This is a genomic window from Microcoleus pseudofavosus SVA1_A4 (genome assembly GCF_036700565.1).
Lineage (GTDB): Bacteria > Cyanobacteriota > Cyanobacteriia > Cyanobacteriales > Microcoleaceae > Microcoleus.
In genome coordinates this window covers 70,323-96,761 of record NZ_JAUBPE010000019.1, presented here as the reverse complement: position 1 = coordinate 96,761, position 26,439 = coordinate 70,323, and the positions used below count along the sequence as shown (strand labels likewise).

Annotated in this window: 19 protein-coding genes; 7 read left to right on the top strand and 12 right to left on the bottom strand. The window is 46.1% G+C overall.

All coding sequences use genetic code 11. The annotated features are described in order from the left end of the window. The first annotated feature begins 177 nt into the window (after window positions 1-177). Window positions 178-348 carry a hypothetical protein gene (locus QUA02_RS10985; RefSeq protein WP_333027466.1) on the top strand — a complete coding sequence of 57 codons (171 nt, stop codon included), beginning with the start codon at window positions 178-180 and terminating at the stop codon, window positions 346-348. Between the two features lie 158 nt (window positions 349-506). Here the strand turns inward: QUA02_RS10985 and QUA02_RS10980 are convergent, their stop codons facing one another. Both QUA02_RS10980 and QUA02_RS10975 read right to left on the bottom strand, forming a co-directional pair. Continuing rightward, the gene (locus QUA02_RS10980) at window positions 507-761 is read right to left on the bottom strand and encodes a type II toxin-antitoxin system Phd/YefM family antitoxin (RefSeq protein ID WP_333027463.1); all 255 of its coding nucleotides are present in this window, start codon (window positions 759-761) and stop codon (window positions 507-509) included. Between the two features lie 313 nt (window positions 762-1,074). Next, on the bottom strand, window positions 1,075-2,277 hold the full coding sequence (locus QUA02_RS10975; protein WP_333027460.1) for an argininosuccinate synthase: 1,203 nt from the start codon (window positions 2,275-2,277) through the stop codon (window positions 1,075-1,077). 378 nt (window positions 2,278-2,655) lie between these two features. Here QUA02_RS10975 and QUA02_RS10970 point away from each other — a divergent pair, with 378 nt between their 5' ends. Beyond that, window positions 2,656-3,594: a glycosyltransferase family 2 protein gene (locus tag QUA02_RS10970; protein ID WP_333027457.1), complete on the top strand. Its 939-nt coding sequence runs from the start codon at window positions 2,656-2,658 to the stop codon at window positions 3,592-3,594. Window positions 3,595-4,181: 587 nt separating this feature from the next. Next, the gene (locus QUA02_RS10965) at window positions 4,182-6,995 is read left to right on the top strand and encodes a PAS domain-containing protein (protein WP_333027456.1); all 2,814 of its coding nucleotides are present in this window, start codon (window positions 4,182-4,184) and stop codon (window positions 6,993-6,995) included. 200 nt (window positions 6,996-7,195) lie between these two features. Here the strand turns inward: QUA02_RS10965 and QUA02_RS10960 are convergent, their stop codons facing one another. Both QUA02_RS10960 and QUA02_RS10955 read right to left on the bottom strand, forming a co-directional pair. After that, window positions 7,196-7,357, bottom strand: coding sequence for a hypothetical protein (locus QUA02_RS10960; protein WP_333027453.1), 162 nt, complete (start codon window positions 7,355-7,357; stop codon window positions 7,196-7,198). Continuing rightward, window positions 7,354-7,671, bottom strand: a complete 318-nt coding sequence (locus QUA02_RS10955; protein ID WP_333027451.1) for a DUF433 domain-containing protein — start codon at window positions 7,669-7,671, stop codon at window positions 7,354-7,356. The genes QUA02_RS10960 and QUA02_RS10955 overlap by 4 nt, the downstream gene beginning before the upstream one ends. 284 nt (window positions 7,672-7,955) lie before the next feature. On the opposite strand from QUA02_RS10955, the gene argZ reads away from it, so the two are divergent. Beyond that, a complete protein-coding gene (argZ, locus tag QUA02_RS10950; RefSeq protein ID WP_333027450.1) occupies window positions 7,956-10,070 on the top strand; it encodes a bifunctional arginine dihydrolase/ornithine cyclodeaminase in 2,115 nt (704 codons plus the stop codon). 446 nt (window positions 10,071-10,516) lie between these two features. Here the strand turns inward: argZ and QUA02_RS10945 are convergent, their stop codons facing one another. The 6 genes from QUA02_RS10945 to QUA02_RS10920 form a co-directional block, all read right to left on the bottom strand. Further along, window positions 10,517-11,338, bottom strand: coding sequence for a hypothetical protein (locus tag QUA02_RS10945; RefSeq protein WP_333027448.1), 822 nt, complete (start codon window positions 11,336-11,338; stop codon window positions 10,517-10,519). Window positions 11,339-11,782: 444 nt separating this feature from the next. After that, entirely contained in the window at window positions 11,783-12,928 is a 1,146-nt protein-coding gene (locus QUA02_RS10940) for a citrate synthase (RefSeq protein WP_333027446.1), read from the bottom strand. 233 nt (window positions 12,929-13,161) lie between these two features. Further along, complete coding sequence (gene sixA / locus QUA02_RS10935; protein WP_333027443.1) at window positions 13,162-13,656, bottom strand: phosphohistidine phosphatase SixA; 495 nt, start codon at window positions 13,654-13,656, stop codon at window positions 13,162-13,164. A 196-nt stretch (window positions 13,657-13,852) separates the two neighbouring features. Beyond that, the gene (locus QUA02_RS10930; RefSeq protein ID WP_333027440.1) at window positions 13,853-17,506 is read right to left on the bottom strand and encodes a diguanylate cyclase domain-containing protein; all 3,654 of its coding nucleotides are present in this window, start codon (window positions 17,504-17,506) and stop codon (window positions 13,853-13,855) included. A gap of 864 nt (window positions 17,507-18,370) precedes the next feature. Further along, entirely contained in the window at window positions 18,371-19,645 is a 1,275-nt protein-coding gene (locus tag QUA02_RS10925; RefSeq protein WP_333027437.1) for a DHH family phosphoesterase, read from the bottom strand. A gap of 239 nt (window positions 19,646-19,884) precedes the next feature. After that, entirely contained in the window at window positions 19,885-20,382 is a 498-nt protein-coding gene (locus QUA02_RS10920) for an HNH endonuclease (protein ID WP_332981233.1), read from the bottom strand. A gap of 343 nt (window positions 20,383-20,725) precedes the next feature. Between QUA02_RS10920 and QUA02_RS10915 the strand changes: the two genes are divergently transcribed. Beyond that, window positions 20,726-21,190 carry a COP23 domain-containing protein gene (locus tag QUA02_RS10915; RefSeq protein ID WP_333027434.1) on the top strand — a complete coding sequence of 155 codons (465 nt, stop codon included), beginning with the start codon at window positions 20,726-20,728 and terminating at the stop codon, window positions 21,188-21,190. 166 nt (window positions 21,191-21,356) lie between these two features. Here QUA02_RS10915 and QUA02_RS10910 read toward each other — a convergent pair whose 3' ends face one another. Then, window positions 21,357-24,164 carry an AAA-like domain-containing protein gene (locus QUA02_RS10910; protein WP_333027431.1) on the bottom strand — a complete coding sequence of 936 codons (2,808 nt, stop codon included), beginning with the start codon at window positions 24,162-24,164 and terminating at the stop codon, window positions 21,357-21,359. 146 nt (window positions 24,165-24,310) lie between these two features. Here QUA02_RS10910 and QUA02_RS10905 point away from each other — a divergent pair, with 146 nt between their 5' ends. Beyond that, window positions 24,311-25,078 carry a 5-formyltetrahydrofolate cyclo-ligase gene (locus QUA02_RS10905; RefSeq protein WP_333027429.1) on the top strand — a complete coding sequence of 256 codons (768 nt, stop codon included), beginning with the start codon at window positions 24,311-24,313 and terminating at the stop codon, window positions 25,076-25,078. Between the two features lie 48 nt (window positions 25,079-25,126). Next, window positions 25,127-25,645 (top strand): O-acetyl-ADP-ribose deacetylase, encoded by a 519-nt coding sequence (locus tag QUA02_RS10900; RefSeq protein WP_333027428.1) that lies wholly within the window; start codon window positions 25,127-25,129, stop codon window positions 25,643-25,645. Between the two features lie 153 nt (window positions 25,646-25,798). Here the strand turns inward: QUA02_RS10900 and QUA02_RS10895 are convergent, their stop codons facing one another. Beyond that, window positions 25,799-26,398, bottom strand: coding sequence for a Uma2 family endonuclease (locus tag QUA02_RS10895; RefSeq protein ID WP_333027427.1), 600 nt, complete (start codon window positions 26,396-26,398; stop codon window positions 25,799-25,801). Window positions 26,399-26,439: the final 41 nt, after the last annotated feature.

Below are 26,439 nucleotides of genomic sequence, written 5' to 3'. Positions count from 1 at the left end.
TTTGCCCAACAATAGCTCAAAACCTCTGCCCTAGTATTTCTGAGTATTTATACTCATCGCAAAAGTGACACGCTCCCCACTCTCTTCATCCCCAACTCCCAACTCCGACTCGCAACACCCGAAGGGAGACAGAATCTCCAAGCTGACTTTCTGATCTTTCACCAAAACAAGTTAGGAATGCTGAAAATTGACAGCGAATCATCGCATCAAAACGCAACTGAAGATGAAATGTGCGGGATTTTCATAGATTCTGGCATCTGTCTTGTCAAGCATTACGATGCTACCCGATGCAGCGAACAACCCGATTTAGTTGTGCAAGAGTTTTTGGAAATATTGAGTCAGAAATAAGCAGCGGAGGACACGGCAATGCCGTTTCCCTACCCCAAAATAATGGCTTGCGAGAGATGTAACTATCGCCCGATTAATTGTAGGGAAACGGCACTGCCGTGTCCAGATTGTGGGTAATATTAATTCTGATACCAACGAATTTGATATGACTAAAAATTTCACTCTGCTTTTAACTGTTGTAAGTCTATGGTTTCTCCCCTCTGGGCTTGTTGAATGCCCGATCGCAAATCAGCCATAAATTCGCGATCCGAGATAATTTCTATGGTTTCTAATAGAGATTCAAATTGTTTAAAACTGAGCGCAACGATCGCCGGTTTCCCATCCTTAGTGATGATAGCTGGCTCTGCTGCTAACTCATCGGGCCACTTTGGCAGTTGTTGTTGCGCTTCTGTTATTGTCAAATATTTTGGCATATTTGCAGAGGTAAAGTTTTATCATGATTATAGCATAATTAATTCAGCACAGTATCTTCGTTGGTAAAAATTACATCCTCATAGACAGCATCCATGCTAGTGCGAAAATCCACCAATTGTCAATTAGCTGCACAGTCAGCCGGGGGTTTAAACCCCCTGCTCACAGCTCGCATTCGTCTAAAGACGACTGAAAAATTTAGATCGGAGCGGGTTAATTAGAGAACTAATGAATTATTCAGTCCTCTTAAAGAGGACTTTAGCTAAAAGCCCCGTGGGTTTAAACCCCTGGCGGACTTATGCACCCTACTAATTTCTAACCCCGATTCTTCTCCGACCAAATCCGAGTTGGCAGTCCCCAAACGTAGACAAATCCTTCCGCCGCCTTGTGGTCGAATTCGTCCTCTGCGCCGTAGGTTGCTAAGTCGAAACTGTACAGCGAATTTTCGGATTTGCGGCCGACAATTGTGGCATTTCCTTTGAACAGTTTGAGCCGCACAGTTCCAGTTACGCGCTTTTGCGTGTCCTGAATAAATGCGTCTAACGCAGTTTTCAAAGGATTGTACCAAAGACCGTTGTAAATCATTTGACTGTATGTTTCTTCGATGCCGCGCTTGTATCGCGTGACATCTGCTGTCAAAGTCAAACTTTCTAAATCTCGGTGCGCGTGCATCAAAACTAAAATAGCTGGGGTTTCATAAATTTCCCGCGATTTAATCCCGACTAAGCGGTTTTCAATCATGTCGATGCGGCCGACTCCGTGGTTTCCAACTATTTCGTTTAGTTGGGAAATTAAGGCAACTGGCGATAAACTTTTGCCGTTGAGAGTGACAGGATTTCCGCTGTCAAAACCGATTTCAATGTATTCGGGTGTGTCGGGAGTTTGTTCGATCGCCTTTGTCATCAAATAAACCTCCTCCGGCGGTTCCGCCCAAGGATCTTCGAGGATTCCGGCTTCGATCGCCATTCCCAACAAGTTGCGATCGATACTGTAAGGAGAAGATTTTTTCACGGGCGACGGAATGCCGCATCTCTCGCCGTATGCGATCGTTTCTTCGCGGCTCATTTTCCACTCGCGCGCGGGTGCTAAAATCTTAATCTTGGGATTCAGCGCGCCGATCGACACATCGAACCGCACCTGATCGTTTCCCTTGCCGGTGCAACCGTGGGCGATCGCATCTGCACCGTACTTTTCGGCAGCTTCTACTAACAGTTTAGCAATCAGCGGGCGAGCGAGGGCTGTAGAAAGGGGATAGCGGTTTTCGTAAAGTGCGTTGGCTTGAATCGCTGGAAACGCATAGTCTTTGACAAATTCCTCGGTAGCATCGATTACCAGCGATTCCGAAGCACCGGATGCTAAAGCTTTTTTGCGGATCGGTTCTAATTCGTCTCCCTGTCCCAAATCCGCAGCCAAAGTAATTACTTCTTCAACACCCCACTCGTTTTTGAGGTAAGGAATGCAGACGGAGGTATCGACTCCGCCGGAATATGCTAGGACAACTTTTTTAGCGCGACTCATGGGCATTTACATCCTGAATTTAACTGACATTTTGCACTATTGTCACCAAGCTTTTTTGGGCGGGCAAGATGCCCACCCCACATTAAAATTAAATTTTTGTGGAACAGGCATCTTGCCTGTTCTGGAGAATGGTGTAAGATGCCCACCCCACAAAAAAATGTCATTTTTGTGGAACAGGCATCTTGCCTGTTCTGGAGAATGGTGCAAGATGCGATATTTAACCAACTTTGTATTATGCACCTAATTGAGATCGATTCTTGTCAGAAATAGTACAGATTTAGATATTCTTTTTTTGCTAAACTTGGCTATTTCCCGGGGGAGTTGCTGCGAAAAATCTGCTACCGTGGGATACGGTAACTGTGGCGATGGGGAAAAGCCGTGTTTTTTAGTGTTGTGATTCCGACGTACAATCGTAAACCGATTTTGGCAAAATGTCTGCTGGCTCTGGAAAATCAGCAGTTTGGTAGCATTGTCAGAGATTATGAGGTGATTGTAGTCGATGACGGCTCGACGGACGGGACGATCGAGTGGTTGGCGGCAAATGCGGAGGATTTGTCTCATGTGCGATCGATCTGTCAATCTCACCAAGGCCCCGCCGCCGCCCGGAATTTGGGCGTTGAAAATGCTAAGGGCGATACGATTATTTTTATTGACAGCGATTTGGTGGTAACGGAGCATTTTTTGCAAGCACACGCAGATGCTTTGCTACAAGGTTACAAGGATACTGATGCGGTTTTTACTTACGGCAGCGTAATTAATACTTGCAATTTCGACAATCCCACCTCGGAACCCTACAAAATAACGGATTTTTCAGCGGCTTATTTTGCTACGGGAAATGTGGCCATCGCCCGCCACTGGTTGATGAAAGTTGGACTGTTTGACAATCGCTTTCAACTGTACGGATGGGAAGATTTAGAATTGGGTGTCAGGTTAAAAAAATTAGGTTTGAAACTGATTAAATGTCCGGCTGCTGTCGGCTATCACTGGCATCCACCTTTTAATTTAGAGCAAATTCCGGGCATGATTGACCGAGAAATTCAGCGGGGAAGAATGGGCGTTTTGTTTTATCAAAAGCACCCAAGTTGGGAAGTGCGGCTGATGATTCAGATGACTTGGCTGCACCAAATACTCTGGGGAGTTTTATCTTTGGGCGGGATGCTGAACGAGCGGACGATGACTCCTTTTTTGCAGTGGTTGATTGACCGAGGCAAGCCGCAGTTAGCTTTAGAAATTGCTCGAATTTTTCTGAATTGGTATAATGTCAAAGCCGTGTATGTCGCTTACGGTGAATTGCAGGCTGATACAAGGATGTCATAGGTTAGCCCGATCGCACAAACAAAACATAACATATTGTAGGAGCTTGTCAGGGCGGGTTTATTTGCCGTTTAGACTAAGTAGATATACTGCAAAAACACAACACCGAGCAACCCGGTAAATGCAGGCAAAACCGGGTTCTAAACACTATAAAAGTTTTACGTTTAATGAAACTTGGCTGCTGAGTCGGTGATTTGACGCATATCGGCTATTTTCTCGCTCTGCTGTGATAAATTGCTCTGAAAAGAATAACGAAAAATTAAGAAATTTCTGATAAAGTTAATACACATATAAGAGCTGCGCTATCTTGGCGATCGGACGGTTCCGCTGCCATAGCGTTAAACGGAGGCTGAGGGTCTGATTTATCCTCCCATAGCTGATAAAGGCATCGCCTGCAGTCGCTCATTGATCGCCAGCGCTGGAAAAACAGGATGTGGAGCTGATTAAAACTTGTATTGCTCAAATCCGCGCAATCAATCAACCTCTACCCAATACTCTGGCTGCTGCAAGCTAATAGTTATACCTACCAACAGTTGTGGGCTTTAATGAAGTTAAAAATTTATTAAACAAATAATTTGAGGGGATCTGTTGTGAATGAATCTGACAAAAAATATCCAAAAATACAAACACTCGCTTCAGAAGGCAATGCTTTAAAACAAAACATTTTAATGGTTGACGACCAACCAGAAAATTTGCGTCTTTTATCCCATGTTTTGTCTGAGCAGGGATATAAAGTGCGGTCAACATTGGATGGCAAATTGGCTCTGCGCTTGGCTAAATCGACTCCACCGGATTTGATTTTGCTGGACATCATGATGCCCGGTATGGATGGCTATCAAGTCTGCGAACTGCTAAAAGCTTGTCCGCAAACCAAAGATATTCCTGTGATTTTTATCAGTGCTTTAAATGAAGTATTTGATAAAGTCAAAGCTTTTTCGCTGGGGGCGGTAGACTACATTACTAAACCGTTTGAAATACAAGAAGTGGTGGCTCGCGTCGAAAATCAACTGCTACTCAGTCGGCTTTCTAAGGAACTTTTAGCAAAAAATGCGCTTCTAGAAGCTGAAATAGAAGAACGCAAGAGGATCGAAGTACAACTACGAGAAAGCCAGCACTGGCTGTCGGCAGTAATTAAAACGAATCCTAATCTATTGTACGTTTACGATTTGATGGAAGAGCGAAGTCTCTATCTAAACCGCGAAATTTATAGCGATCTTGGCTACAAGTTTGAAGAAATACAGCAGATGGCAAGCGCATTTATTCCTAAGTTAATACACCCTGACGATCTCCCTGCATTCTCAGCACAAAGAAAAAAAATTGAGACAGCAAAAGATGGCGAAAGCTTTGATTTTGAATACCGGATACAGCACAAGAATGGTGAATATCGGTGGTTTTGCAGCCGGGAGAGCGTGTTTGCCAGAACAGCGCAGGGCAAACCTTGTAAAATTCTGGGAACTGCTGCTGAAATTAGCGATCGCAAACAAGCAGAACTCGAACTTAAAACAGCTTTGGTTGCTTTGGAACGGCAAATCAAGCAAAGATTTCTGCTAGAAACAATAAGTCTGGAAATTCGCTACAGCTTAAAACAGGATCAAGTTTTTCAGACAGCGGCGGCCCAAATCGGTCGAGTTTTTAATGCCGATTGCTGCATGATTCACACCTACACAGAAGACCCAATTCCCCGTGTTCCTTGTGTGGCTAAGTACCAAAAATTAGAATCAGAATCTATTCTAGATGTAGAAATTCCAGTGCAGGACAATCCGCACGCTCAGTTTGTATTGTCCCAAGATAAAGCTGTAGTTTGTGACGATGTTTTTGCCGATCCGCTGCTAGAAAATCTCAGAGATTGGTGCGGTCAAGTAGGTCTGAAGTCGATGATGGTCGTGCGCACTTCCTACCAGGGAAAAGCCAACGGAATGATCTGCTTGCACCAGTACGATCGCCGCCACTGGACGCAAGATGAGAGCAGATTGTTAAAAACTGTAGCCGCACAAATGGGAATCGCGATCGCTCAAGCCAATCTTCTCGAACAAGATAAGCAGCAGCGACTTAAACTTCAACAGAGCGAAGCTAGTCTAGCAGCAGCCCAGAAAATAGCCCATATCGGCAGTTGGGAATATGATGTCCTCACGAAGAAAATTACTTGGTCAGAAGAAGTATTCCGCATTTTTGGTCTTGACTCAACCGCACCTGAACCTACATATGCCGAAATCAGCAAGATGTATCATCGCGACGACAGAGACTTGTTCCAACAAACTCTCACTCTCGCTATCTCACGAGGAACTTCCTACAAAAAAGAGTTCCGAATTTTGCATCCGGGCGGTCAAATCCGATACGTGGAAGCAAGGGGAGAATCTGTTTTCAACGAAAGCGAGGAAGTAATCAAACTATTGGGAACAGTAATGGATATTACCGATCGCAAACAAGCCGAAGCAGCTTTGCAATTTAGCGAACAGCGAGAACGAGAAAAAGCGCAACAGTTAGAACAAACTTTGGAAGATTTAAAGAATGCTCAATCCCAGCTCATTCAAGCCGAAAAAATGTCAACTATCGGGCAAATGGTAGCGGGAGTTGCCCACGAAATTAATAACCCAGTCAGCTTCATCTACGGCAATATTATTCCCGCCGCGCAGTACGCTCGCGATTTGGTAAAATTGATCGCTCTCTACCAGCAAAACTATCCCGAACCAGTTCCCGAAATTGCCGAAGAATTGACAGAAGTCGAAGTAGATTTTATCGCTGAGGATTTCCCGAGAATGCTGGCTTCAATGCAAGCAGGTGCTAACCGAATTAAGCAGATAGTGCTGTCTTTGCGAAACTTTTCGAGACTCGACGAACAAGATCGCAAAGTAATCGACATTCATGAAGGGATAGAGAGCACTTTGGTGATTTTGCAGCACCGATTGCAGTCGCAGCCAAAACGTCGGGAAATTCAAGTTATTAAAAATTACGGCGAACTGCCAAAAGTCGAGTGTTATCCGGCTCAATTAAACCAGGTATTTATGAATTTGCTGTCGAATGCGATCGATGCTTGTGAAGAGTCATTAGTCATCAGTCATTCGTCATTAGTAAACAACATTCCAACAGTTACAAATGATTCAGGACAAATTTTTGATAAAAATCCTCTGATTCGCATTAGCACTGAAATAAATAGGGACAATCAAGTTGTTGTGCGGATTGCTGACAATGGGCCCGGTATCCCTCCCGAGGTTCAGTCAAGGATATTTGACCCGTTTTTTACTACCAAACCGATCGGCAGCGGCACTGGCTTGGGATTGTCGATTAGTTACCAAATTGTTAAAGACACGCACGGCGGTAAGTTGGAGTGTCATTCAGAAGTTTGCCGGGGAACAGAATTTGCGATCGAACTGCCGATTTCGCAAAAGTTAAGTGTTACAAGTTAAAATGATGTTAACGTTAGATTCAGAAGTTCGATCGCTAACTACAAAGGCAAGTATTGAACGCGGTTAGCAAAATCTTCTGGATGGCCAACTTTAGCAATTATTTCCAACTCGCGCACGCAATCTCCAATCGAGACTCGCCTTTGACGGGCACAGATAACACCCGGAAAGTTGATCCCTCACCTGACGGAGTTTTGCTTCAGCTAGAAAGTCTCGATCTTCTGAAAATACAAGTCGCTCCAGTTCAGGTCTGGAAAACTGGAAAGTCCATCTTCTGGCACTGTCAAAACATCTACATCCCGCAAACGCAATCCCTCTGTAATTTGTATGGGGACGTTCTCATCCATATAAAGGGATAGGCTCATTTCAACAACCCTTGAGCGCGCATTCTAGCAGCAAAAGGAGATTCACCTGCTTCTTGTTCTAACTGTTTTACATACTCCTCGCGCCGCTCGATATCTGCGTCTATTTCTTGTTGATTGTCCAAGTAGTAAGCCAATGCTGAGTAAATTTTGCTCAGGGTAAGGTGAGGGTAACTTTGCAGCAATTCTTCGGGAGTCCAACCGTAAGCTTTCACAGAGGTAAGTAACTCTACGATTTTCATCGATGTCCCTTCAATGATGGGGATATTGCGATCGTCTAGTTGCACATATTTATATTCGGTGGCTGCGATCGTCATGGCTATTTGTTTGTTGATAAAATTGATCCCAACAATATCGTCTGTATTAGTTCAATGATATAGCAGACTGCTATAGCTGCCCGGCCGATCGCCTTGTCAAGATTTCATTACTTCCGACTGGCGGCCCCTTTTGACTCCTAATACGCCTTGATGTGATATAATTAAAAGTTACTTTTTTCGCGACCTGATGTTGCACTCTGTCTGTGACGAGCCAACATTGCAGTTTTTCTCTAGCAAACTCTGTCAACTTAAGTCTGTAGCATCTACCACATTTTAACTGAATTATGACTGACTCAATTCGCTTCCTCATGTGCGCTCCCGACCACTACGACGTGGATTACGTGATTAACCCTTGGATGGAGGGAAACGTCCACAAATCATCGCGCGATCGCGCCGTCGAACAGTGGGAAAAACTCTACCACGTCCTCAAAGAAAACGCCGTGGTAGACCTCGTACCGCCCGAAAAAGGCTGGCCGGATATGGTTTTCACCGCCAACGCAGGCTTGCTTTTAGGCAATACCTTCGTCCTCAGCCGTTTCTATCACAAAGAACGCCAAGGCGAAGAACCCTATTTCAAAGCATGGTTTGAAAACAAAGGTTTCACCGTACACGAATTGCCGAAAGACTTGCCGTTTGAGGGTGCTGGTGATGCTTTGCTCGATCGCGAAGGACGCTGGCTGTGGGCAGGATACGGCTTCCGTTCCGAACTCGACTCGCACCCGTTACTAGCAAAATGGCTCAACATTGAAGTGCTTTCGCTGCGTTTAGTTGACGAACGTTTCTATCACCTAGACACCTGTTTTTGTCCGCTCACAAACGGCTATTTGCTCTACTATCCAGCAGCATTTGACTCCTACTCCAACCGCTTAATTGAAATGCGAGTTGCGCCGGAAAAACGCATTGCCATTGAAGAAGCCGATGCCGCAAATTTTGCCTGCAATGCCGTTAATATTGACAAAATTGTGGTAATGAACAAGGTTAGCGAAGCCTTGAAAACGCGCATCACTAAAGCCGGGTTCCAAGTAATAGAAACGCCGCTGAGCGAATTCCTGAAAGCCGGCGGCGCTGCTAAGTGCTTAACACTGCGGGTGACGGAACCGGTGCAAGAAGAGCGATCGGCAAACGTGATGGTAGAAAGCCGCACAATTCGCATGGACGGCCACCTGCTCGATGCTGGTTTAATCAGCCGTGCTTTAGACTTAATTGTCGATCTCGGCGGCAGTTTCCAAGTGCTCAACTTCAATCTGGGAGAGCAGCGGCAAAGCACCTCCAGTGCCGACGTTAAAGTTTCGGCTCCTTCCCACGATGTGATGGAAGAAATCATGGGATTGCTGATTGACCTGGGTGCAGTGCCCCCGCCACAAGAGATTTGCGATGCTATTTTAGAACCTGTAGTGCAAGATGGCGTTGGCCCGGACGACTTTTATGTTAGTACGATTTATCCCACGGAAGTGCGGGTAAATAACCAGTGGGTGAAAGCGCAAAATCAGCGGATGGATGGGGCAGTTGCAATTACTGAAACTGCTGATGGCCCAGTCGCAACCTGCAAATTATTGCGGGATTTAAAAGTAGGAGAAAAGGTGGTTGTGGATGTGGTTGGCATCCGCACCATTCGCAAAACAGAATCGCGGGAACAGCGCAATTCTCAGGAATTCAGCTTTATGTCGGGCAGTGTTTCTAGCGAGCGCCGCGTAGAATTGGTAGTAGAACAAGTAGCGTGGGAATTGCGCCAAATTCGCGATCGCGGAGGTAAAGTTGTAGTTACGGCGGGGCCGGTGGTCATCCACACGGGCGGCGGCGAACATTTAGCGCATTTGATTCGCGAAGGTTACGTGCAAGCATTGTTGGGTGGAAATGCGATCGCAGTTCACGACATGGAACAATCAAGCATGGGAACTTCTTTAGGAGTTGACATGAAACGCGGTATTGCTGTGCGCGGCGGACACCGACATCACTTGAAAATAATTAACACTGTGCGGCGTTACGGGAGTATTGCTAAAGCTGTCGAAGCAGGCATGGTTACTAACGGTGTGATGTACGAGTGCGTAAAGAACAATATACCGTTTTCGCTTGCCGGTTCGATCCGCGATGATGGGCCGCTTCCCGACACGCAAATGGATTTAGTTAAGGCTCAAGAAGAATATACTGAGCTGTTACGCGGTGCGGATATGGTGCTAATGCTGTCGTCTATGCTGCACTCAATTGGTGTGGGAAATATGACGCCGGCCGGTGTGAAGATGGTGTGTGTGGACATTAATCCGGCGGTGGTGACGAAATTGAGCGATCGGGGTTCGATCGAATCTACTGGTGTTGTCACTGATGTGGGATTGTTCCTGAGTTTGTTGGTGAATCAGTTGGATAAGTTGACTAGCCGCCATCATGTAGCTCAATCTGTTTAGATGTAGCTAGTAGACATCTGCCATAATTATTGTGGAACAGGCATCCTGCCTGTTCAAGACAGGCAATTCTTGCGATGTTTAGTAGGGTGCGTCAGATTTGAGATTTTCAAGTTGTACGGAAAGCATATTTCTGACGCACCGTTTGGCTTTATAAAGTTTGCCAAAGTTCCATTCTCAACTTAATGCTCTAATTACAAGAAGCAGAAGTGCAACTACTAGCAAGCCACCATAAAATATGAAATAGCGATCGCCTCAACATTCATCTTCTCAAGTTTGTAAGGGGCGATCGCTATTTCATACAACCATAAATATTCTCAAATGATTTGATGTATTTTAGAAGGCGATTGCCTGCATAGCCTGCATCCGCTACAGACAACCCAAACGGACTCATCGTTTCGTATAACGTTCCGGTTGAGTGGAGGCAAGTAACCTTTGCTACAACACTGTCAACCAAACTTTCTAGGAAACTGTAAAGTTGGTACACCCGCTTCTTGACATAACTCAGAAAAAAGTTGAATAACATCAGACCGTTTACTGTCCATCCATCTTCCTATCTCATGATCTCGAATGTGATAGAACCTTCGCCCTTCATACTCAGTACCAACATGAATTTGCCCATTGCGTATCGCCCGTAAATATTTGGAACGAATAGCACGTAACAGGTCAACAACTTCATCCATTTTTTTTCGCCATTGCTGATTGGATATGTAAGATTTCCCTCTAGATTGAGTCAGCACTGCACCATCTCTTGCACGCAAAGAGCCTGTGTTGATCGCAGTAATAGTGTCTTCAATTGCCTTGTCAAAAGCCTCCATTGAACCCTCTTCGTGAAAAGGATCTTGAAAGGCAGGTCGGTCAAAGCATTGAGAGTAGAACCTTATAAGCTCAGTATCTTCATCTTGAACCGCCGTAGTTGAAGCCCCCGAGTTCTCAACCTCTCGACATGCAGACTGTTCAGAAGTGCTTTTCCAATATTTGAGCAAATCAACTGAGTATTTTTTCTCATCGCTATCGATGAGCTTTGCGCAGTTTTGACATAACCACATTCCGTTATCTATACACTTTCGATCTTTAGATGACATTTCTGCGTCATATCTCTTTCCACCTGGAGAAGCGGCTGAGATATGGGCTGCAACTCCTATATTTACTGATTTTGTAGGATCTTCGTGTGGTCCACTTGTCAATTTGTGACATTTTGAATTAGAACAGTGAAAACCTACTCTCTGAGCAAGTGTTTTCTTTGTATTTGCATCGAAATCATCTCTCACAGCATTTACATCCCGCAGACAACATCTAAACTACTCCCTTAAAGACTTCTTAGCTGCATAACTTATAATTTTATCGCAGTTGCAGTCCAATTATGCTCATAGAGTCAAGATACTGCGTAACCGTATTTTTTGTCAAGCCATTTGATGAATTGATCTAAAGTTAAATTTCGACCTTAATTCTTAATTATTAATAATTTTACCTCTGTTAATTATCTGCTTAAGTTTGCGGTCGGCGATCGCACTATTTGGTTTAGTTAAGCCCTAGGGTTTGTCGCCATCGAGAATCCTTCATCAACAGCGACAATCTCATGGCGACGCACCTGTTCTTTTCCAGAGATGAGGAAAAAAAACCAACATTTTGATAAGGTGCGTAGCTACTCGAAAAGTCGATTTTTATTGAGAGATTTTTGCAAGGCGACGCACCCTACGGCTACAGATTTGAGCTTAAGATGGCAACCTTTCCTCGATCGCAATATAAGGAGCACCGTGAGTCCCCGTATATATTTGAGTCGGGCGGTAAATGCGGTTTGCCTCTAGCTGTTCCTTCCAGTGGGCCAGCCAACCGGCAACGCGGGCGATCGCAAAAACAGGTGTAAATAAGTCGATCGGAATTCCCATTTTTCGGTAAACCAGACCAGAATAGAAATCTACATTTGCATAAATTCCTTTGTGACCCAAGTTCTCCTCAACCACTTCTTCCAACTTGACAGCAATGTCGTAATAATCGTCGTGACCGAAGTTCTCAAACAACTGTTCCGCTAACCTCTGAAGAATAGTTGCTCTCGGATCTTTCACCTTGTAAACTCGGTGGCCGAACCCCATGATTTTGTCCTTGTTGGCAACGCACTTCTCGACAAAAGGCCGCACGTTTTCTACCGAACCAATTTGCTGCAACATATCAATCACTTCTTCATTAGCTCCCCCGTGCAGCGGCCCCGCCAAAGTGCCAACTGCCGAAGCAATCACCCCATAAGGATCTGTCAGCGTCGAAGCTGTTACCATTGCCGAAAATGTAGAGGCATTGATTGTATGTTCGGCGTGGAGAGTCAAGCAAATGTCAAAAATATTAGCCAACAGCGGATCGGGTTCTCGCTCGTTGAGCATATACAGAAAGTTAGCCGAGTAGTTCAAGTCATCCCTCGGCCGCACCGGGTCATTTCCCCGCCGCATTTGCTGGAACGCCGCCACCATAGTCGGAATTTTCGCTAGCAGCCGCACGACAGCTTCTCGAATATATCCCTGGTTGGGCAGAGCTCTGCGGGAGTAGAACAAGCCCAGGGCGGCCGCTGAAGCTTGCAGGGCGTCCATTGGATGTCCTCTTTCTGGAAAGCATTTCATCATGTCGCGGATGCGATATTTGATCCGGCGGTGATAGCGAATTTCATGCTCGAAAGCTTCTAGTTCTTCCCGAGTCGGAAGTACCCCCCAGATTAATAAATATGAAGTTTCGAGAAAGGAACTTTTCAGTGCCAGTTCCTCGATGCTAATCCCGCGATATTCGAGCAACCCTTTTTGTCCATCGACGTAGCTAATGCTGGACAAGGTGGCGGGAACACCTTCTAAACCTGGTTTGAATTCGCCGACGACCATTGCGATACCGTTTTGTGTGAGTTCAATCTACTAAAAGTACATTACCAGAAACCAAGATAGTGTCGCAGTCTTGACAAATAATCATTTAATTGCGGTTCAGAAACCGGGTTTTTCAACAGAGAGCCCGATCGCACCGCTGCGTATTGTCGCCACTTTTTCCCGGTTTTGGCGTCCGAGAATGCGGGTTTAAGAGGGCTGGCGCGTCCTGTTAATGTCGGGGCGGTTCCCTGTTTCTAGCGCAGCAAAAACTTGGGCGCAGTTAGCCAAAACATTTGGCTGCGGCCCACTGGGGACCCAGTTTCGGGGAGGACTAAGCCGATGATACCTGCTTTTTTGAGAATCAGGGCATCTTGCGATCGAGCCCAAAGCAAAGTTTCTGCCCAATGGCCTAAATCTGGTTGGTGGCCCACCAGGGCCAAGCTGCGGCTGCCTGTTTCCTGCCACTGCTTGTACCACTCCAGCCAGTTCCCGATGTCTCCTGAAGGTGCGAGGGCGGCGGATTCTTCTATTTTGGAACTGAGACCGACTGTTTGCAGGATTTTGGCGGTTTGCTGCGCCCGCAGTAGGGGACTGGTGAGAATCAGGTCAAACTGAATTTCGAGTTCGTACAGCCGCTGGGCGATTTTCCGGGTTTTACGATCGCCCTCTTTAGTCAGCGGGCGTTCTGAGTCTGTATCGTATTCTTCGGGCTCGGCTGCGATACCGTGGCGGATCAGGTAAATAACCATATATCAATATTTCCAGGCATTTTATCCCATTTTTCTAGGAGCGGTCTAGGATATACTGAGATGTTGCACCATTCTCAATAAGCTTTGTATGAACAGGCTTTCCGGCCTGTTCCACAAGAAAATTCACTCTTTGTGGAACAGGCATCTTGCCTGTTCCTGAGAATGGTGCAAGATGTGAGATATACCTACCTTTTGCCTATTCTACAACTGGATTGACCTCTGGCGCCGTCATCGGGTTTGCGCTTCTGTAGCGATCGCGCCCTTGTCGTTTCGCATCGTACAATGCTCGATCGGCGAGGGCTATCAGTTCATCCGGCGATTTTCCGCAGCAGGGAACCATGCTAGCAATTCCCATGCTCACAGTCACGATCGATCTCACATCAGATTGCTCGTGAGGGATTGCCAAATCTCGGATTGCCTGACGCATCGACTCAGCAACTGCGATCGCGCCAGCAGTATCAGTATTCGGCAGGATAGCAGCAAATTCTTCGCCCCCGTAACGTGCAAACAAATCGGTAGAACGTTTAACCGCGGCTGCTGCAGCTTTGGCGACTTTCACCAAACAAGTATCCCCAGCTTGATGTCCGTAGCAATCGTTATATCGCTTGAAATAATCTACATCCAACATAATCAACGAAAGCTGTTGTTTCCCCTGCATCAGCCGGTGCCATTCCGACTGCAACCGCTCATCAAAACAGCGGCGGTTTGCTACTTGTGTTAACCCATCTGTCGTAGCAATTAATCTTTCTTGTTCCGCCCGGTGTCTGAGCATCTCCTCTGCCCGCTTGCGTTCTGTAATATCAGCAAAAGTTGTTACTACCCCATAGGGTTGAGACTGATTGAGATGGAACAGCGGTTGAGAATTAATCGAAATCCAAGTCAGCGTTTTATCCGATTTGTGAATGCCCATCACCACATTTGATAGCGGTTTTCCCCTCCCTAGGGCGATCGTTGCCGGATGCTGTTGGCAGGGGAAGGGAGAGCCATCTTCCTGAACGGTTCGCCAGTCTAAATCTACGGATGTACGCCCCATCATTTGTTCGGGGGTCAGTCCGAGAATCCTTTCGGCACTAGCATTACAGGTAGTAATTTGTCCGTCTGCTAGCTGAAGTACGACGCCTTCAGTCATGCTTGTAATCACAGAACGATACCGTTCCTCGCTCTCCTGCAATTGACTCAGGAGAATGTTTTTAGCATCAAACTCTGAAGCCAGATGCAGGCTACCCGCCAAAAACCCGGCCATCAGTTGTAAGGTATGAATATCTGACTCTGTAAAGGCACAGGGTGTAGCTGAAACAACTTTTAAGACGCCAACCCGATCGTCCTGATAGAACAAGGGAACAACCACCAGTGACCGGATACCAATGCGCTGACAGGCAGACCGATCCACCCGTGCATCGGTTTGTGAATCCTCGCAAAGCATGATTTGCCCCGTCGCAATACATTTTCCCGATAAACTTGTCCCTACTTTGATCCGTAATCCAACATAGGCGCTGGCGATACCGCTGGCTGCCCGATACACCAACTCATCCCCTTCCAGCATTTCAATCACGGCCCCATCGGCACCGAGCGATTTTTGAGTTCGCTCGGTAATCACCGCCATGACTGCATCGAGATTGGGATTGCGGATGGCGATTTCCTGTTGGGTAGCAATCACTATACTCAGACGCTCGAACTCTTGCTGTAATGCTGCTTCTGCTTGCTTGCGATCGGTGATATTCTTCATAAAGCAGTGATGCCCGATCGATCGCTCATGCGAGTCGTAGGCTGCCAACATCACCACCTGCTTGTAAAAAATCGAACCATCTTTCCTGATACCCCGGACCTCAACCTCCACTCGGCCCTCGGCTCGCATTTTTTGATAAGCCGCCATCATCCTGTCGCAGTCCTCGGGATGAACTGTTTTCTGCCAATTCATACCAACCATTTCTTCAGGCTGATAACCCGCTATATTGCCGTAGGCTTGATTAACGCTGATATATCGTCCGAAAATATCCAGCCGCGAGATTCCTTCCACCGCATTAGCAAGAGCTGTACTCATTTCTCTGAGTTCTGTTTCCGCCTGGACAAGATCCGTAATGTCTTGGGATGTACCAAACAACCGAATGACTTCTCCCTCTGCATTGAGTTCGACCTGTCCTCTGGCTTCGGTATGGCGGATAGAACCATTCGGGCGCAAGACTTTGAGGCGCAATAGATAAGGCTCTCCCCGAGTCAGCGCTCGTTGAACAACCATATGTAGCTGTTTGGCACTTTCGGGATGGTAAATCCGCAGGTTTTCTTCATAGGTAGGTTCGCCCAGTGCCCTGTCGCGTCCCAAAATCTCAAATAGTTGGGGAGACCAGGTAATTTTACCCGTCATCGCGTCCCATTCCCAGTTACCGATGTGGGCAACCCGCTGGGCTTCTGACAACCTGGTTTCATTCTGTTGCAGGGCAGTTTCTGTTTGCTGGCGACTAGCGGTAATGTCATTTTCGTTGACGACCAACATCGGGTTGCCTGTTACCGGGTCTTTGGTACACCGCACGTCGATCCTGTGCCAGCGAATCCCCGCCAGAGTAATCACTTGAGCCTCAGTGATCGAGACCTCGCCGTACCCTTGAACTCCCATTGCTCGCTCTCCTACCTGAGGGTCAACAAAGTGGCTCAGAAAAGCATTGTCTGACGCAGAGCGAGGGTGCAGCGCATCCCCATAACAGCGCAAGGCCGCCGGGTTTTCCAGCAGCGGTAAGCCTTCTAGGGTGTACAGGGAAACCATGAGCGTGGTGTGCCGGAGTGCCTCGATCGATCGCAGGATTTCCGGCTCCATTCGATCGGCGCTTTCGACCGTACCCTCGACCAGCATTGCCAAACGCCCGCTCTCTATCCCGATCCCAGAACACCGACAGCGGACAGAAACAGGCTGACCGCCCGGGTAAAACGTCCACTGCTCGGACAAGGTTTTGCCTTGCTTAAACTGCTGCAGATATGTCTGCAAGCGAATCCGAGTAGACTCTGACACATCGCTAAAGTTGCGGCTCGCAAGTTCTTGCCGGCTAGAAGCATTCCACAGGTACAAGGATGCTTGGTTTGCCCACCGCATTTGCAAATGCTGAATATCAAATATCCAGATCGGGTTTTGCAACAAGTCAAAAGCTTTGAGCTGGACAATATCGCCGCTCAGGGAATAGGCAAACTCTAGTGGTAGACAATTTTGATGATTGACTCTGGGCGCGCTTTCTGTACTGGTCGCAGTTTGATTTGGTTCTGTTTCGAGTTCCGGCGGTTGATTTGGCCCCATTACCGGGCGGTGAGATATCAAGTGCCGCATCCTCAACCCAAGCAGCACTGCAACGTGTTGCAGGATCTGAACGTCGAGAGGTTCCCACTGACGCGGACTTCGGCATTGATGAGCAATCAACAGTCCCCAAAGCTTCGGAGATTGCTGCTGTTTGCCATCTAGCAAGATTGGCACAACTAAATTTGCCTGAACCTGGATGCGATCGAGCAATTCGACATCACAAGCTTGAAGATGACCGCTGTGAATATCAGAAATGCTGCTCGTTTGTCCCTGGCTGTAACGCTCTACCCAGGTAGCTTCCAAGCAAGAATCATAAATCTTTTTTCCTAGGATTCGCGGCCGCTGAGCATCAACCGATTCAGCAAATACTACGCCATTTCTATGCGGTAGGAAGCGATAAATAATCACGCGATCGGTTTGCAGCAGCACCCTGGTTTCTTCTACCGCACATTGCAAAATTGTCTCCAACTCCGCGAACTCGTTGATTTGAAGCGCAATTTCAGAAATTTTTTCTAGAATTTTTTCTAACGACAAAGAGGAAGTCTGTTTTGTAAACATCTCCGCGTTCATTTTTTTTGTTAAGCTAATTTATAGTATTATAACCGGCAATAAATAAATATAAAAATTTGTTTTAAGTCGTACCAACTGGTTGTTTGGTTGAGTAAGAAAACCAACAATTTATGTTGGTTTCAAAACTTTTCTGAAAGGGGACAAGTTTTATTTTTTATGTGAGCCAGCCAAGAATTTATGTTTTTTCCTCTCTATTTGGCTTATGGGCGGCGCTTTTATATAAAAATTAGCCAAAATCTCCTGCAATAAATATAACAAGTTGTGATTGATTTAGCGAATTTATAGGAAAATTTAAAAAAATCTACTATGTAGAATTATTAAAATTAAAGGATTTTTTTGTGGAGTTTAGTAAGCTATATAAAACTAAGTTTGCCCAGAAAGCTGGTTTTTTTAGCAAAATACTTCGTTGTAGCCCTTGACAATAGTTAAAAAAATGTTTCTTGGGTGTGTATTTTTTGGAATTGATAAAATTTGTTATTGTTATTCCTGGACGCATCAACCGGGTTTTTTAACCCCCTTATACCAATTTTTTATGAGGCTGCATAGAATCAGATCCTGCCTAGCCCCCTTAATAAGGGGGGGACAAGATTCCGCTCAAATTCCCCCTTCTTAAGGGGGATGCGAGGGGGATCGAGATATGTGCAACTTCACATTAAATTGCTATTACTTCGTTCAAGCCCTCAATAAGAGTTAAAAAACCGGTTGATGAGAGTTGGGGTGCGTTCAGGACTGATTGTCAAGTTGAGCAAGAGCCTGGGAACGAGAAAAAAACGCGGCCAAACCTCGTACCAACCGGAGGCCGAACCCAGCGATCGCATTCCCAGGCTCTTGCTGGAACAAAGACGGCACCTACAAACTCCAGAGTTAATGATCGTAAACAGGATTGTCTTTAGGACTAATTAAATTCAGCAACTTTTGCTTTATCTGAGCATCGAATACTTCCCATTTCAGCCTTGCATAATCGCTGTTCTCATTCCCGCCGGAAAGAAATCCCACCGGAATTTCAAAACCTCCAGCTTGACTTCTGCCTCCACCAAAAAAGCGTCCTTGAGCATCTTGACCAAAGGCTTCTTTAATAAATTCGTCGGGGTCGAGAGTAAGTTTATTAGTTCGCAGCGAGCCAATTACTACTTCAATTTCTTCGTCTTTGTCGTGAACAATTGCGTAGACAACTGCTGTGTGTACGTTCTCTTCTGTGACTAAAAAGTCCGCCGCTTGGGGAATAGAATCCCGATCGTCATAGCGGAGGTAGCCGATCCCGGCGATCGAAAAATTGTTCTGGACGGTGCGGTGTTTGAGCGATCGCTCGATCGCATCCATCACCCACTTAGAACGAGAGGACTGCAACACTGCATTCAGCAACTGCGGGTCGTAAAACCGGCTCAAATAAGCCGCCGCTAAAAAGTCCTCCTCCTGAGCTTGTCTGAGGGCGTTCGTATCCGATCGCAAACCGTGCATCAAAGCTGTAGCGCACTTGATGTGCAGGCTGACACTGCCGTCGAGAGCTAGCATTCCAGCCTGTAAATACTCCGTAAAAATCGTGGCTGTAGCCCGGATTTGAGGGCGCAAATCGGTAAATTCTGCGTCCATTTCCCCCTGCAAATTGTGGTGGTCGATGACGGCGGCGATCGGAATTCCCGCCGCTAAAATAAACTCAGTTAATTGACAAGTCGTGCCTTGGTTGTCGATAAAAGCGCAGCCCTGATACACCGACAAATCCTTAGTTTTTACTGTTTCCAGCGTCCAGCGCTGCAACGGCAACCCTGTCAATTTAACTAAGGCAATATTTTCTTGGTGGCTGAGGGCGCCGGCGTAGATAATCTCGCATTGGATATCGTACTGTTCGGCGATTAATTTGTAAGTCCAAGCGCTTGAAAGTGCGTCGGGATCTGGAAAATCTTGCAGCAATATTAACTGGCGAGTGCCTTTGTGCCGATCGAACATTTGGCGCAATTGCTGGACTTTGCGATCGTGCAATTCCTCGCGGAGACGGCCGCGATTCTCTTCGGAAGCAACTTCGGCTTTGCTGCGCCGTTTCCCGGGCGCACTCAATCCGGGTACAACCTCCCTGCTGGGGTCAACCTCACCTTCGCGGTTGCCAGATGTTTCATCGGAATTGTTAGGGGGATGGTCTTTCATCGTTGAAAATTAACAATTTAACTATTTCAGGATTTGCGCGGCATTCGATCTTAAACCCGGTTTCTTTGTAGATGCCTTGTTGTCAAAGCCAATACTTCTTACGAGAAACCGGATTTTAAGACCGTAAATTCTATCTTTAAATTTTTAACTCATGCAAAGAGTGTGCGTTGCCAGGAACGAAGCAATCTCAGAAATCAGAACTTCCGCAAAAAACCCCCGCGCTTTCGCTGACAGGGGTTTTAAAGGCCAATTACATATTTTTGCCATTCTTTGTGCATACCGCTCTTAACGTGTTTAGTCACTTCAAAATAAAGACCGCTGTGAGGCTTCCTCGGCGGATAGCGCAGCAGCATTCCCGCTTCTTTCGGCGTGCGGCTGCCTTTATTGACATTGCAGCGCATACAAGCCGTAGCGAGGTTTTCCCAACTGTCGCCTCCTCCGCGCGATCGGGGAATCACGTGATCCAGCGTCAAATCATCCCCGGTATAACCGCAGTATTGACAAGAGTGCGCGTCCCGGTGCAAGATGTTCCGGCGGGTAAGCGGAATATCCTTATAGGGAACTCGGACGTAATGCCGCAGTCGGATCACAGTTGGTAGCGGGAAGTTTGGCGCAATAAATTTCCCGTTGTGTTCTACCTGTTCTGCTTTTCCTTTCAGCAACAAAACTACCGCCCTTCGCCAATTGGTGATGTTAAGGGGTTCGTAGGAGGCGTTCAGCACCAGAACATTGCCCATTGTTGATTATTAAAGAGAATATTTTTTCCGATGTTAGCACAGGTTCCAGTTTAGGTGGGGCGGGCTCAGGAAGGGCAAGGCTCAACAAAAAACGGTGAAAAACCGCACCTTTACCTTATACCTTCGCGCCTGCGCCCCCTGTGAGCTCACCTATTTTCTGCCCGCGTGTGTAGCGCCAGCATTTTTCCCTGAGTTTTGGCGATAATGAGGCCAGTGCGTGCGATCGGCAAAACTTTACACAATAAATTTTATTTTTTTCCCTAAATGCCTAATCTTCCCGGCAAAAAGCAGTCTAACTTTTTAGAGTATTAGTAACCTTAAATGAAAAAGCTTATTACTGCTCATGGAATTTCGGCTCTTAAAGTCAGCTTTTAGCGCGTCAATTATTGCCCTTGTTGCTCCGATTTTAGCAAACAGTCCCGCCTTTGCCCAAACGCCTTCATTCTTCTGCGGCGCTGCTGGCGGCCGCCCAGCTACAATTGCTGTCCAACAAGGCAAAAATATTCCCGTTATTCTGTGGCTAGCTGATAACTATTTCAATGAATCGGGAGAAGACGCCATTACTCGGTGCACCCGAGTCTCGGGAATTCTCAACAACTCGCAACCGCAAGGTAACTGGGAGAATATTATCACATCAGGTGCATCTCCCAGCGGTCAACTAATTATTTGTGCAGCTAATCCTCAAGACGGTTCCTGTAGATTATTATATCAAGTACCCAAAGGGCAAAATACCGAACAAGCCCGACAAGAACTCTTAAGAAGAGTCAAAAATCCTAATGTAAGTGTTTCGCCTGTCAAGGTAAATTGATAGTCATCAGTAGGGAGACAACATTGCCGCGTCCGAATACGGGTAGGGAGACAACATTGCCGCGTCCGAATACGGGTAGGGAGACGGCATTGCCGCGTCCGAATACGGGTAGGGAAACGGCATTGCCGCGTCCGAATACGGGTAGGGAAACGGCATTGCCGTGTCTCTACTTGCAGAGAGTTGAAACTCTTCTAAAATACTCCGGTTGACTGGTGAAAAAATTGCAACTTTGCTTCAGCAATTCTTCCAACCCTTCAACCTGTCTCAGCCAGACAGTGCCGTTGCTTCCAGCTACAGCAATTTGTTTTCCATCTCGACTCCAACCGACACTAACAACATTCTCCTCAAACTCAAATTGAGCAACCTGTCGCCCCGCTAAATTCCACAGCCGCACCGTCTTGTCAATTCCCACTGTAGCAAGCCGTTCTCCGTCGGGACTAAAACTAATTGATTTCGCATCTAAATGCAAGGTTTGAAATTCATTAACTAATTCTTTTTCTGACAGGTTCCACAGCCCGACTTTGCCGTTCAACGTTACTGTAGCAAAGCGATACTGCCGCCCGGCTGGACTGAAACTAATCCCAATTGCCTGAACCGGCAGTGTTTTTTTCAGCTTTCCCGACAAACTCCAAATTCGCACTGTAGATTTGCCATCTAAAGTCGTTAAAAAATCGCCACTCGGGCTAAAATTTACGCTTCTCACTAAACCGTTATGACCGGGGAGTTTCACGCTATATAATATTAGTTTTGGCAGTTTTGACAAGTTCCAAATTGCAGCACTGCTGTCTATTCCTGCCGCCGCTAACAACTTTCCTTCGGGACTAAAACTGATGCTGGTAACAGAGCCTTGAATTCCTTTCAATTGAGAAATATTTTTTCCTGATAAATTCCATAATTTAACTGTGCTGTCCCTTCCTGCGGTCGCTAAAAAATTCCCGTCCGGGCTGAAGTTTACCATATTAACTGACTGCTGCAAAGCTTTCCACTCAGCAATTTTTTTCCCGGAAAAGTTCCAAATCCGAACTCTATCGTCTATTCCTGCGGTTGCTAAAATTTGCCTTTCTGGGCTAAAATTGACGCTGGTAACTGCACCTGTATGAGCTTGCCAAGTCATCTTTCTTGGCGGAACTGAGGATGCTTGTATCGGCTGTTTTTCGCTAATTTTATCGAGAATTACTTGTAAGGCTAATAGCGGTCTAGTTGCCGGATATTGTTCTAGCTTTGGTTTGTTTTCAACCAAGGCTTTTAATTTTTTTCCCGATGCGATCGCCCTCAGTAAAGCTTCGGATAAAGCTTCGCTGTTTTCTGTCTTTTGAGATACCGCCAACAGTAAAGCATCGCTGCCATTTTGTTCTATTTCAATACTTGCTTGTGCTAGTTTAAACCGCTGGTAAGCGAGAGTTGAAAAGCCGATCGCCCCTACTAACGATGCTGCCAGTACCGCAGAACCGATTCTGATCCAATGTTTGGCTTTTTGTTTGGCAGAGTCAGCTTCACTCAAAGCTTTTTCGGCATCACGCACAGCTTTCTTGGTTTCTAGTGTAGCTGAATGCAGCCGTTGATTTTGGTCGCTCAAAATAACTTTTTGGCTGGCTGTTAAAAACTGAAAATCTTCGTTTCTCAAGCTTTTATCTGCCGCCCAAACTAATGCTGACTGCAAATCATCCCCTCGCAACAGTTGGGAATCATCTTCACAGCTAGAATTCAGCCAGAGTTTGATAGCTTCCGAGTAAGGCGAGAGTTTTTCTAATTTTTCTTCAATTAACTTTTTGTTAAATACAGCTTCATAAATAGGATTAGAAATTGTTAATTTTTCCCGGCGCTTAACGATTAATCCGCTCAATCGCAATTCCATTTGTTCGGCACTACCATCGGGGACAATTTCAGCTTGTTCTAAAATTTGCTGGTACAATCCGAGTCTCCTCACAATCCGCTGATTTTCTCTGAAAAGCCGATCGCGAATTGTGGACAAATGTTCGGGCACATCTTGAGTTTCCCAATTCTCCACGATTTTCAAACGCACTACTTTCTCAACCCACTCTTTAGAAGTGTGAATTTTATCTTCCTCCCCCCCTTGCCAACGGGCGGCTGCATCTTTCTCCCCCCCTTGCCAACGGGCGGCTGCATCTTTCTCCCCCCCTTGCCAAGGGGGGGCTGGGGGGGGTAAATTCGGGATTAATTGTGGATTTTCCAGGAGGAGTTTGCACAGCTTTTGAGTCAGGAACGGTTGCCCGCCAGTCCAATACAAAACCTCTCTCAAAACTTCACGAGGGCTGTCTGTAAGCTCTGCCAACCCCGCTGCTAGCGGTTGAGCTTCTGTTTCGTCAAAACCAGTTAATTCGATCGCCTTGCCAATATTAAAAGGGGTATTGCTGCTGGCATTTTGCTCGCGGCACAAATCCGTCGGCGATGCTACGCCTAAAAGGGCCCAGGTTAGGCGATCGAACTCTGAATTGTTGGCGCGTTTGTTGTAGCACGATCGAATTAGCGCTAAAAAATCATCGGCGGGAAAATCCAGGGCGAGAATGCTGTCGATTTCGTCAATAAAAATGACAATATTGCTGGAAATGTTGGGTAAGAGTACGGTTTCGATGAATTCGCTCAATCTTTGAACCGGAGTTAAAAAATTGCGATCGCGCCACCAAGTCCGCACGTTGACAATATCCGACAGGTTAAAGTTATTTTCGAGAATGCGGAGTAAACCAGCATACCACTGTTCGGGAGTGACGCCGCGGTTGCCAATTTCCGAAATGTCGATCGCAGCACAAGCAATTCCTTCATTTCTCAGCCTCTGAATTGTCCGCACCTGCAAGCTAGATTTGCCCATTTGCCGGGAATTCAAAACATAACAAAATTCCCCGGCTTTCAATCCGTTATAAAGGTCGTCGTCTGCTTGCCGCTTCACATAATTTGGAGCGTTATTTGTCAAACTCCCACCGACTTGATAGTAACTGGGCTTTGTGGTAAAATTCATAGGATAAAATGGTAAAATCCAAAAATATATTGGGGTCATTCGGCGGTTGAAACCGCTACTAAACAAACAAATTCCGCCTGCGCGGACTGAAGAAATGAGGCGTATTAAAGGAAACTTTTGTATGATACATTGTACCACAATACAACATGAAAACGGATTGGATTGGATATCACCGCGACAAAGATAAATTAAGAACTGAAATTTGGTCTTTGCTGAAGCAGCAAGCCGCATCTGTTGGCGATCCGTTCGGTCATATTCCCAACTTTGTCGGTGCCCAGTTGGCTGCCGAAAGATTGGCAAGTTTACCAATATGGCAACAAGCGAAAACGATTAAGTGCAATCCCGATTCGGCGCAAATTCCGGTGCGGATGCGGGCTTTGCAAGACGGAAAACGCCTGTATATGGCAGTACCGCGATTGACAGACGATCGCTGTTTTGTTGAGTTAAATGCTGCGGATTTGCAGAGACAAAATGTATCTATTGCCGAAAGTGCGTTAGCGAAGCCCTCGAAGAGGATCGCCCGCAAAGCTCTCGATTGCGGAAAATTGGTAAGTTTTGCAGAAATGGAGCCGATCGATTTAGTAATAGTCGGTTGTGTAGCGGTGGCGCGCAACGGTGGAAGAACCGGTAAAGGTGCAGGATTTGCTGATTTAGAATTGGCTATGTTGCAAGAATTCGGGTTAGTACAAATCGATACGCCAATTGTAACAACAGTGCATCCTTTGCAAATAGTCGAAGATTCGCGTTTGCCAATGCAATCTCACGATTGGGCGCTGAATTGGATTGTTAGTGCCCAGGAGGTAATTGAGACTAATACAAGTTATCCGCGTCCGACAGGGTTAAACTGGGATAGTTTGCGATCGGAACAGTTGGTGCAAATTCCAATTTTGCGAAAGTTGAGAGAGCAAGACTAGATAACGAGTTTCTGTGCTAAACTTGTCTAGAGTTTACTATTGTAGAATATGAAAGTTATTTTGGGCGACATCACAAAACTCGAAGTTGATGCGATCGTGAATGCTGCAAATACCAGCTTAATGGGTGGTGGTGGAGTAGATGGAGCAATACACAGAGCAGCAGGATCGGAACTTTTTGATGAATGCCGATTACTTGGAGGATGTAAGACTGGAGATGCTAAACTAACTAAGGGATATAAATTGCCTGCACGCTTCGTCATCCACGCAGTAGGGCCAGTATGGCGGAAGGGTAATGATGGAGAACCGGAACTCTTAGCCGAGTGTTACCGTAAGTGTATGCAAATTGCCGCAGAACGAGAGTTTGAGAGTTTGGCATTTCCTTGCATTAGCACCGGCATTTACAGCTTTCCTAAAGTTCTAGCAGGTGAGATTGCAGTGAAGGTATGCTCGGAATATATACAAAATAATGGTGGTCCTCAAAAAGTAATTTTTTGCTGTTTCGATCGAGAGAATTATGAAATCTATGAGAGGATTCTATCTAAATACAACCCTAAAAAACCTCTCTAAACCTTCATCTAACGCACCCTACAAGTTTAGGATTTATCTCAAATCCGTTGCTATCGGAATTATTCATCTCTCTCTTGTCTTCCTCTGCGCTCTCTGCGGCCTCTGCGGTTCAATCATTCAAAAACAACCGTAAACGATATTACTCATTTTATCTTAAGGTAAAAGAGAATTCACAGCGATCGCCCCAATTTCTCTCCCTTCAATAATAATCGGTATAACAGCCGATCGCCCAAAATCTAACCTTTGACTGTAATCTGACGGCTCAACTTCAACAAGAGGTTGAGAGTACACCTCAACCAGTCCTTCAACAAGATTCACAATCCAATAAATCGCAATTCCAGCGCGGGCATAAATCCGTTTTTTGACAGTGCGATCGCGCTGAAGCGTCGTATCGGATACTTCAACAATCAAGGCAATATCTTCAGCACCAGGATGCCGATCGATATACTGTCGCGTATCCCCTCGAACAACCACTATATCAGGTTCGGGTTCGCTGTTGGATAGCGTTATCGGTTCTTGGGAATCAACATACCACCCCGCAGGTAAAATATTCTCTAAAGCTGTTCTGACAAGACGAGTTGTGACTCGATGCCGTGGATTTTTGGGCATTTTGAAAACCAGCCAACCTTCCAGCAATTCTACAGAGTCATCATCCGTGAGAATGCCAGCTTGAATTATCGCATGATACTGCTCGATGCTCAAGCGCAAAATCAGATCGTTCGGAATTGCTGCAACACTTTCAACAGGCGACATAACAGTATGCGGGAGTTAATTTAATTATGATTTTACCTAAT

Coding starts and splice junctions, on each gene's coding strand:
- QUA02_RS10985 (WP_333027466.1), top strand. CDS start 178: ATGCTGAAAATTGACAGCGAATCATCGCATCAAAACGCAACTGAAGAT.
- QUA02_RS10980 (WP_333027463.1), bottom strand. CDS start 761: ATGCCAAAATATTTGACAATAACAGAAGCGCAACAACAACTGCCAAAG.
- QUA02_RS10975 (WP_333027460.1), bottom strand. CDS start 2,277: ATGAGTCGCGCTAAAAAAGTTGTCCTAGCATATTCCGGCGGAGTCGAT.
- QUA02_RS10960 (WP_333027453.1), bottom strand. CDS start 7,357: ATGAGCCTATCCCTTTATATGGATGAGAACGTCCCCATACAAATTACA.
- QUA02_RS10955 (WP_333027451.1), bottom strand. CDS start 7,671: ATGACGATCGCAGCCACCGAATATAAATATGTGCAACTAGACGATCGC.
- argZ (WP_333027450.1), top strand. CDS start 7,956: ATGACTGACTCAATTCGCTTCCTCATGTGCGCTCCCGACCACTACGAC.
- QUA02_RS10940 (WP_333027446.1), bottom strand. CDS start 12,928: ATGGTCGTCGGCGAATTCAAACCAGGTTTAGAAGGTGTTCCCGCCACC.
- sixA (WP_333027443.1), bottom strand. CDS start 13,656: ATGGTTATTTACCTGATCCGCCACGGTATCGCAGCCGAGCCCGAAGAA.
- QUA02_RS10930 (WP_333027440.1), bottom strand. CDS start 17,506: ATGAACGCGGAGATGTTTACAAAACAGACTTCCTCTTTGTCGTTAGAA.
- QUA02_RS10925 (WP_333027437.1), bottom strand. CDS start 19,645: ATGAAAGACCATCCCCCTAACAATTCCGATGAAACATCTGGCAACCGC.
- QUA02_RS10920 (WP_332981233.1), bottom strand. CDS start 20,382: ATGGGCAATGTTCTGGTGCTGAACGCCTCCTACGAACCCCTTAACATC.
- QUA02_RS10915 (WP_333027434.1), top strand. CDS start 20,726: ATGGAATTTCGGCTCTTAAAGTCAGCTTTTAGCGCGTCAATTATTGCC.
- QUA02_RS10910 (WP_333027431.1), bottom strand. CDS start 24,164: ATGAATTTTACCACAAAGCCCAGTTACTATCAAGTCGGTGGGAGTTTG.
- QUA02_RS10905 (WP_333027429.1), top strand. CDS start 24,311: ATGAAAACGGATTGGATTGGATATCACCGCGACAAAGATAAATTAAGA.
- QUA02_RS10900 (WP_333027428.1), top strand. CDS start 25,127: ATGAAAGTTATTTTGGGCGACATCACAAAACTCGAAGTTGATGCGATC.
- QUA02_RS10895 (WP_333027427.1), bottom strand. CDS start 26,398: ATGTCGCCTGTTGAAAGTGTTGCAGCAATTCCGAACGATCTGATTTTG.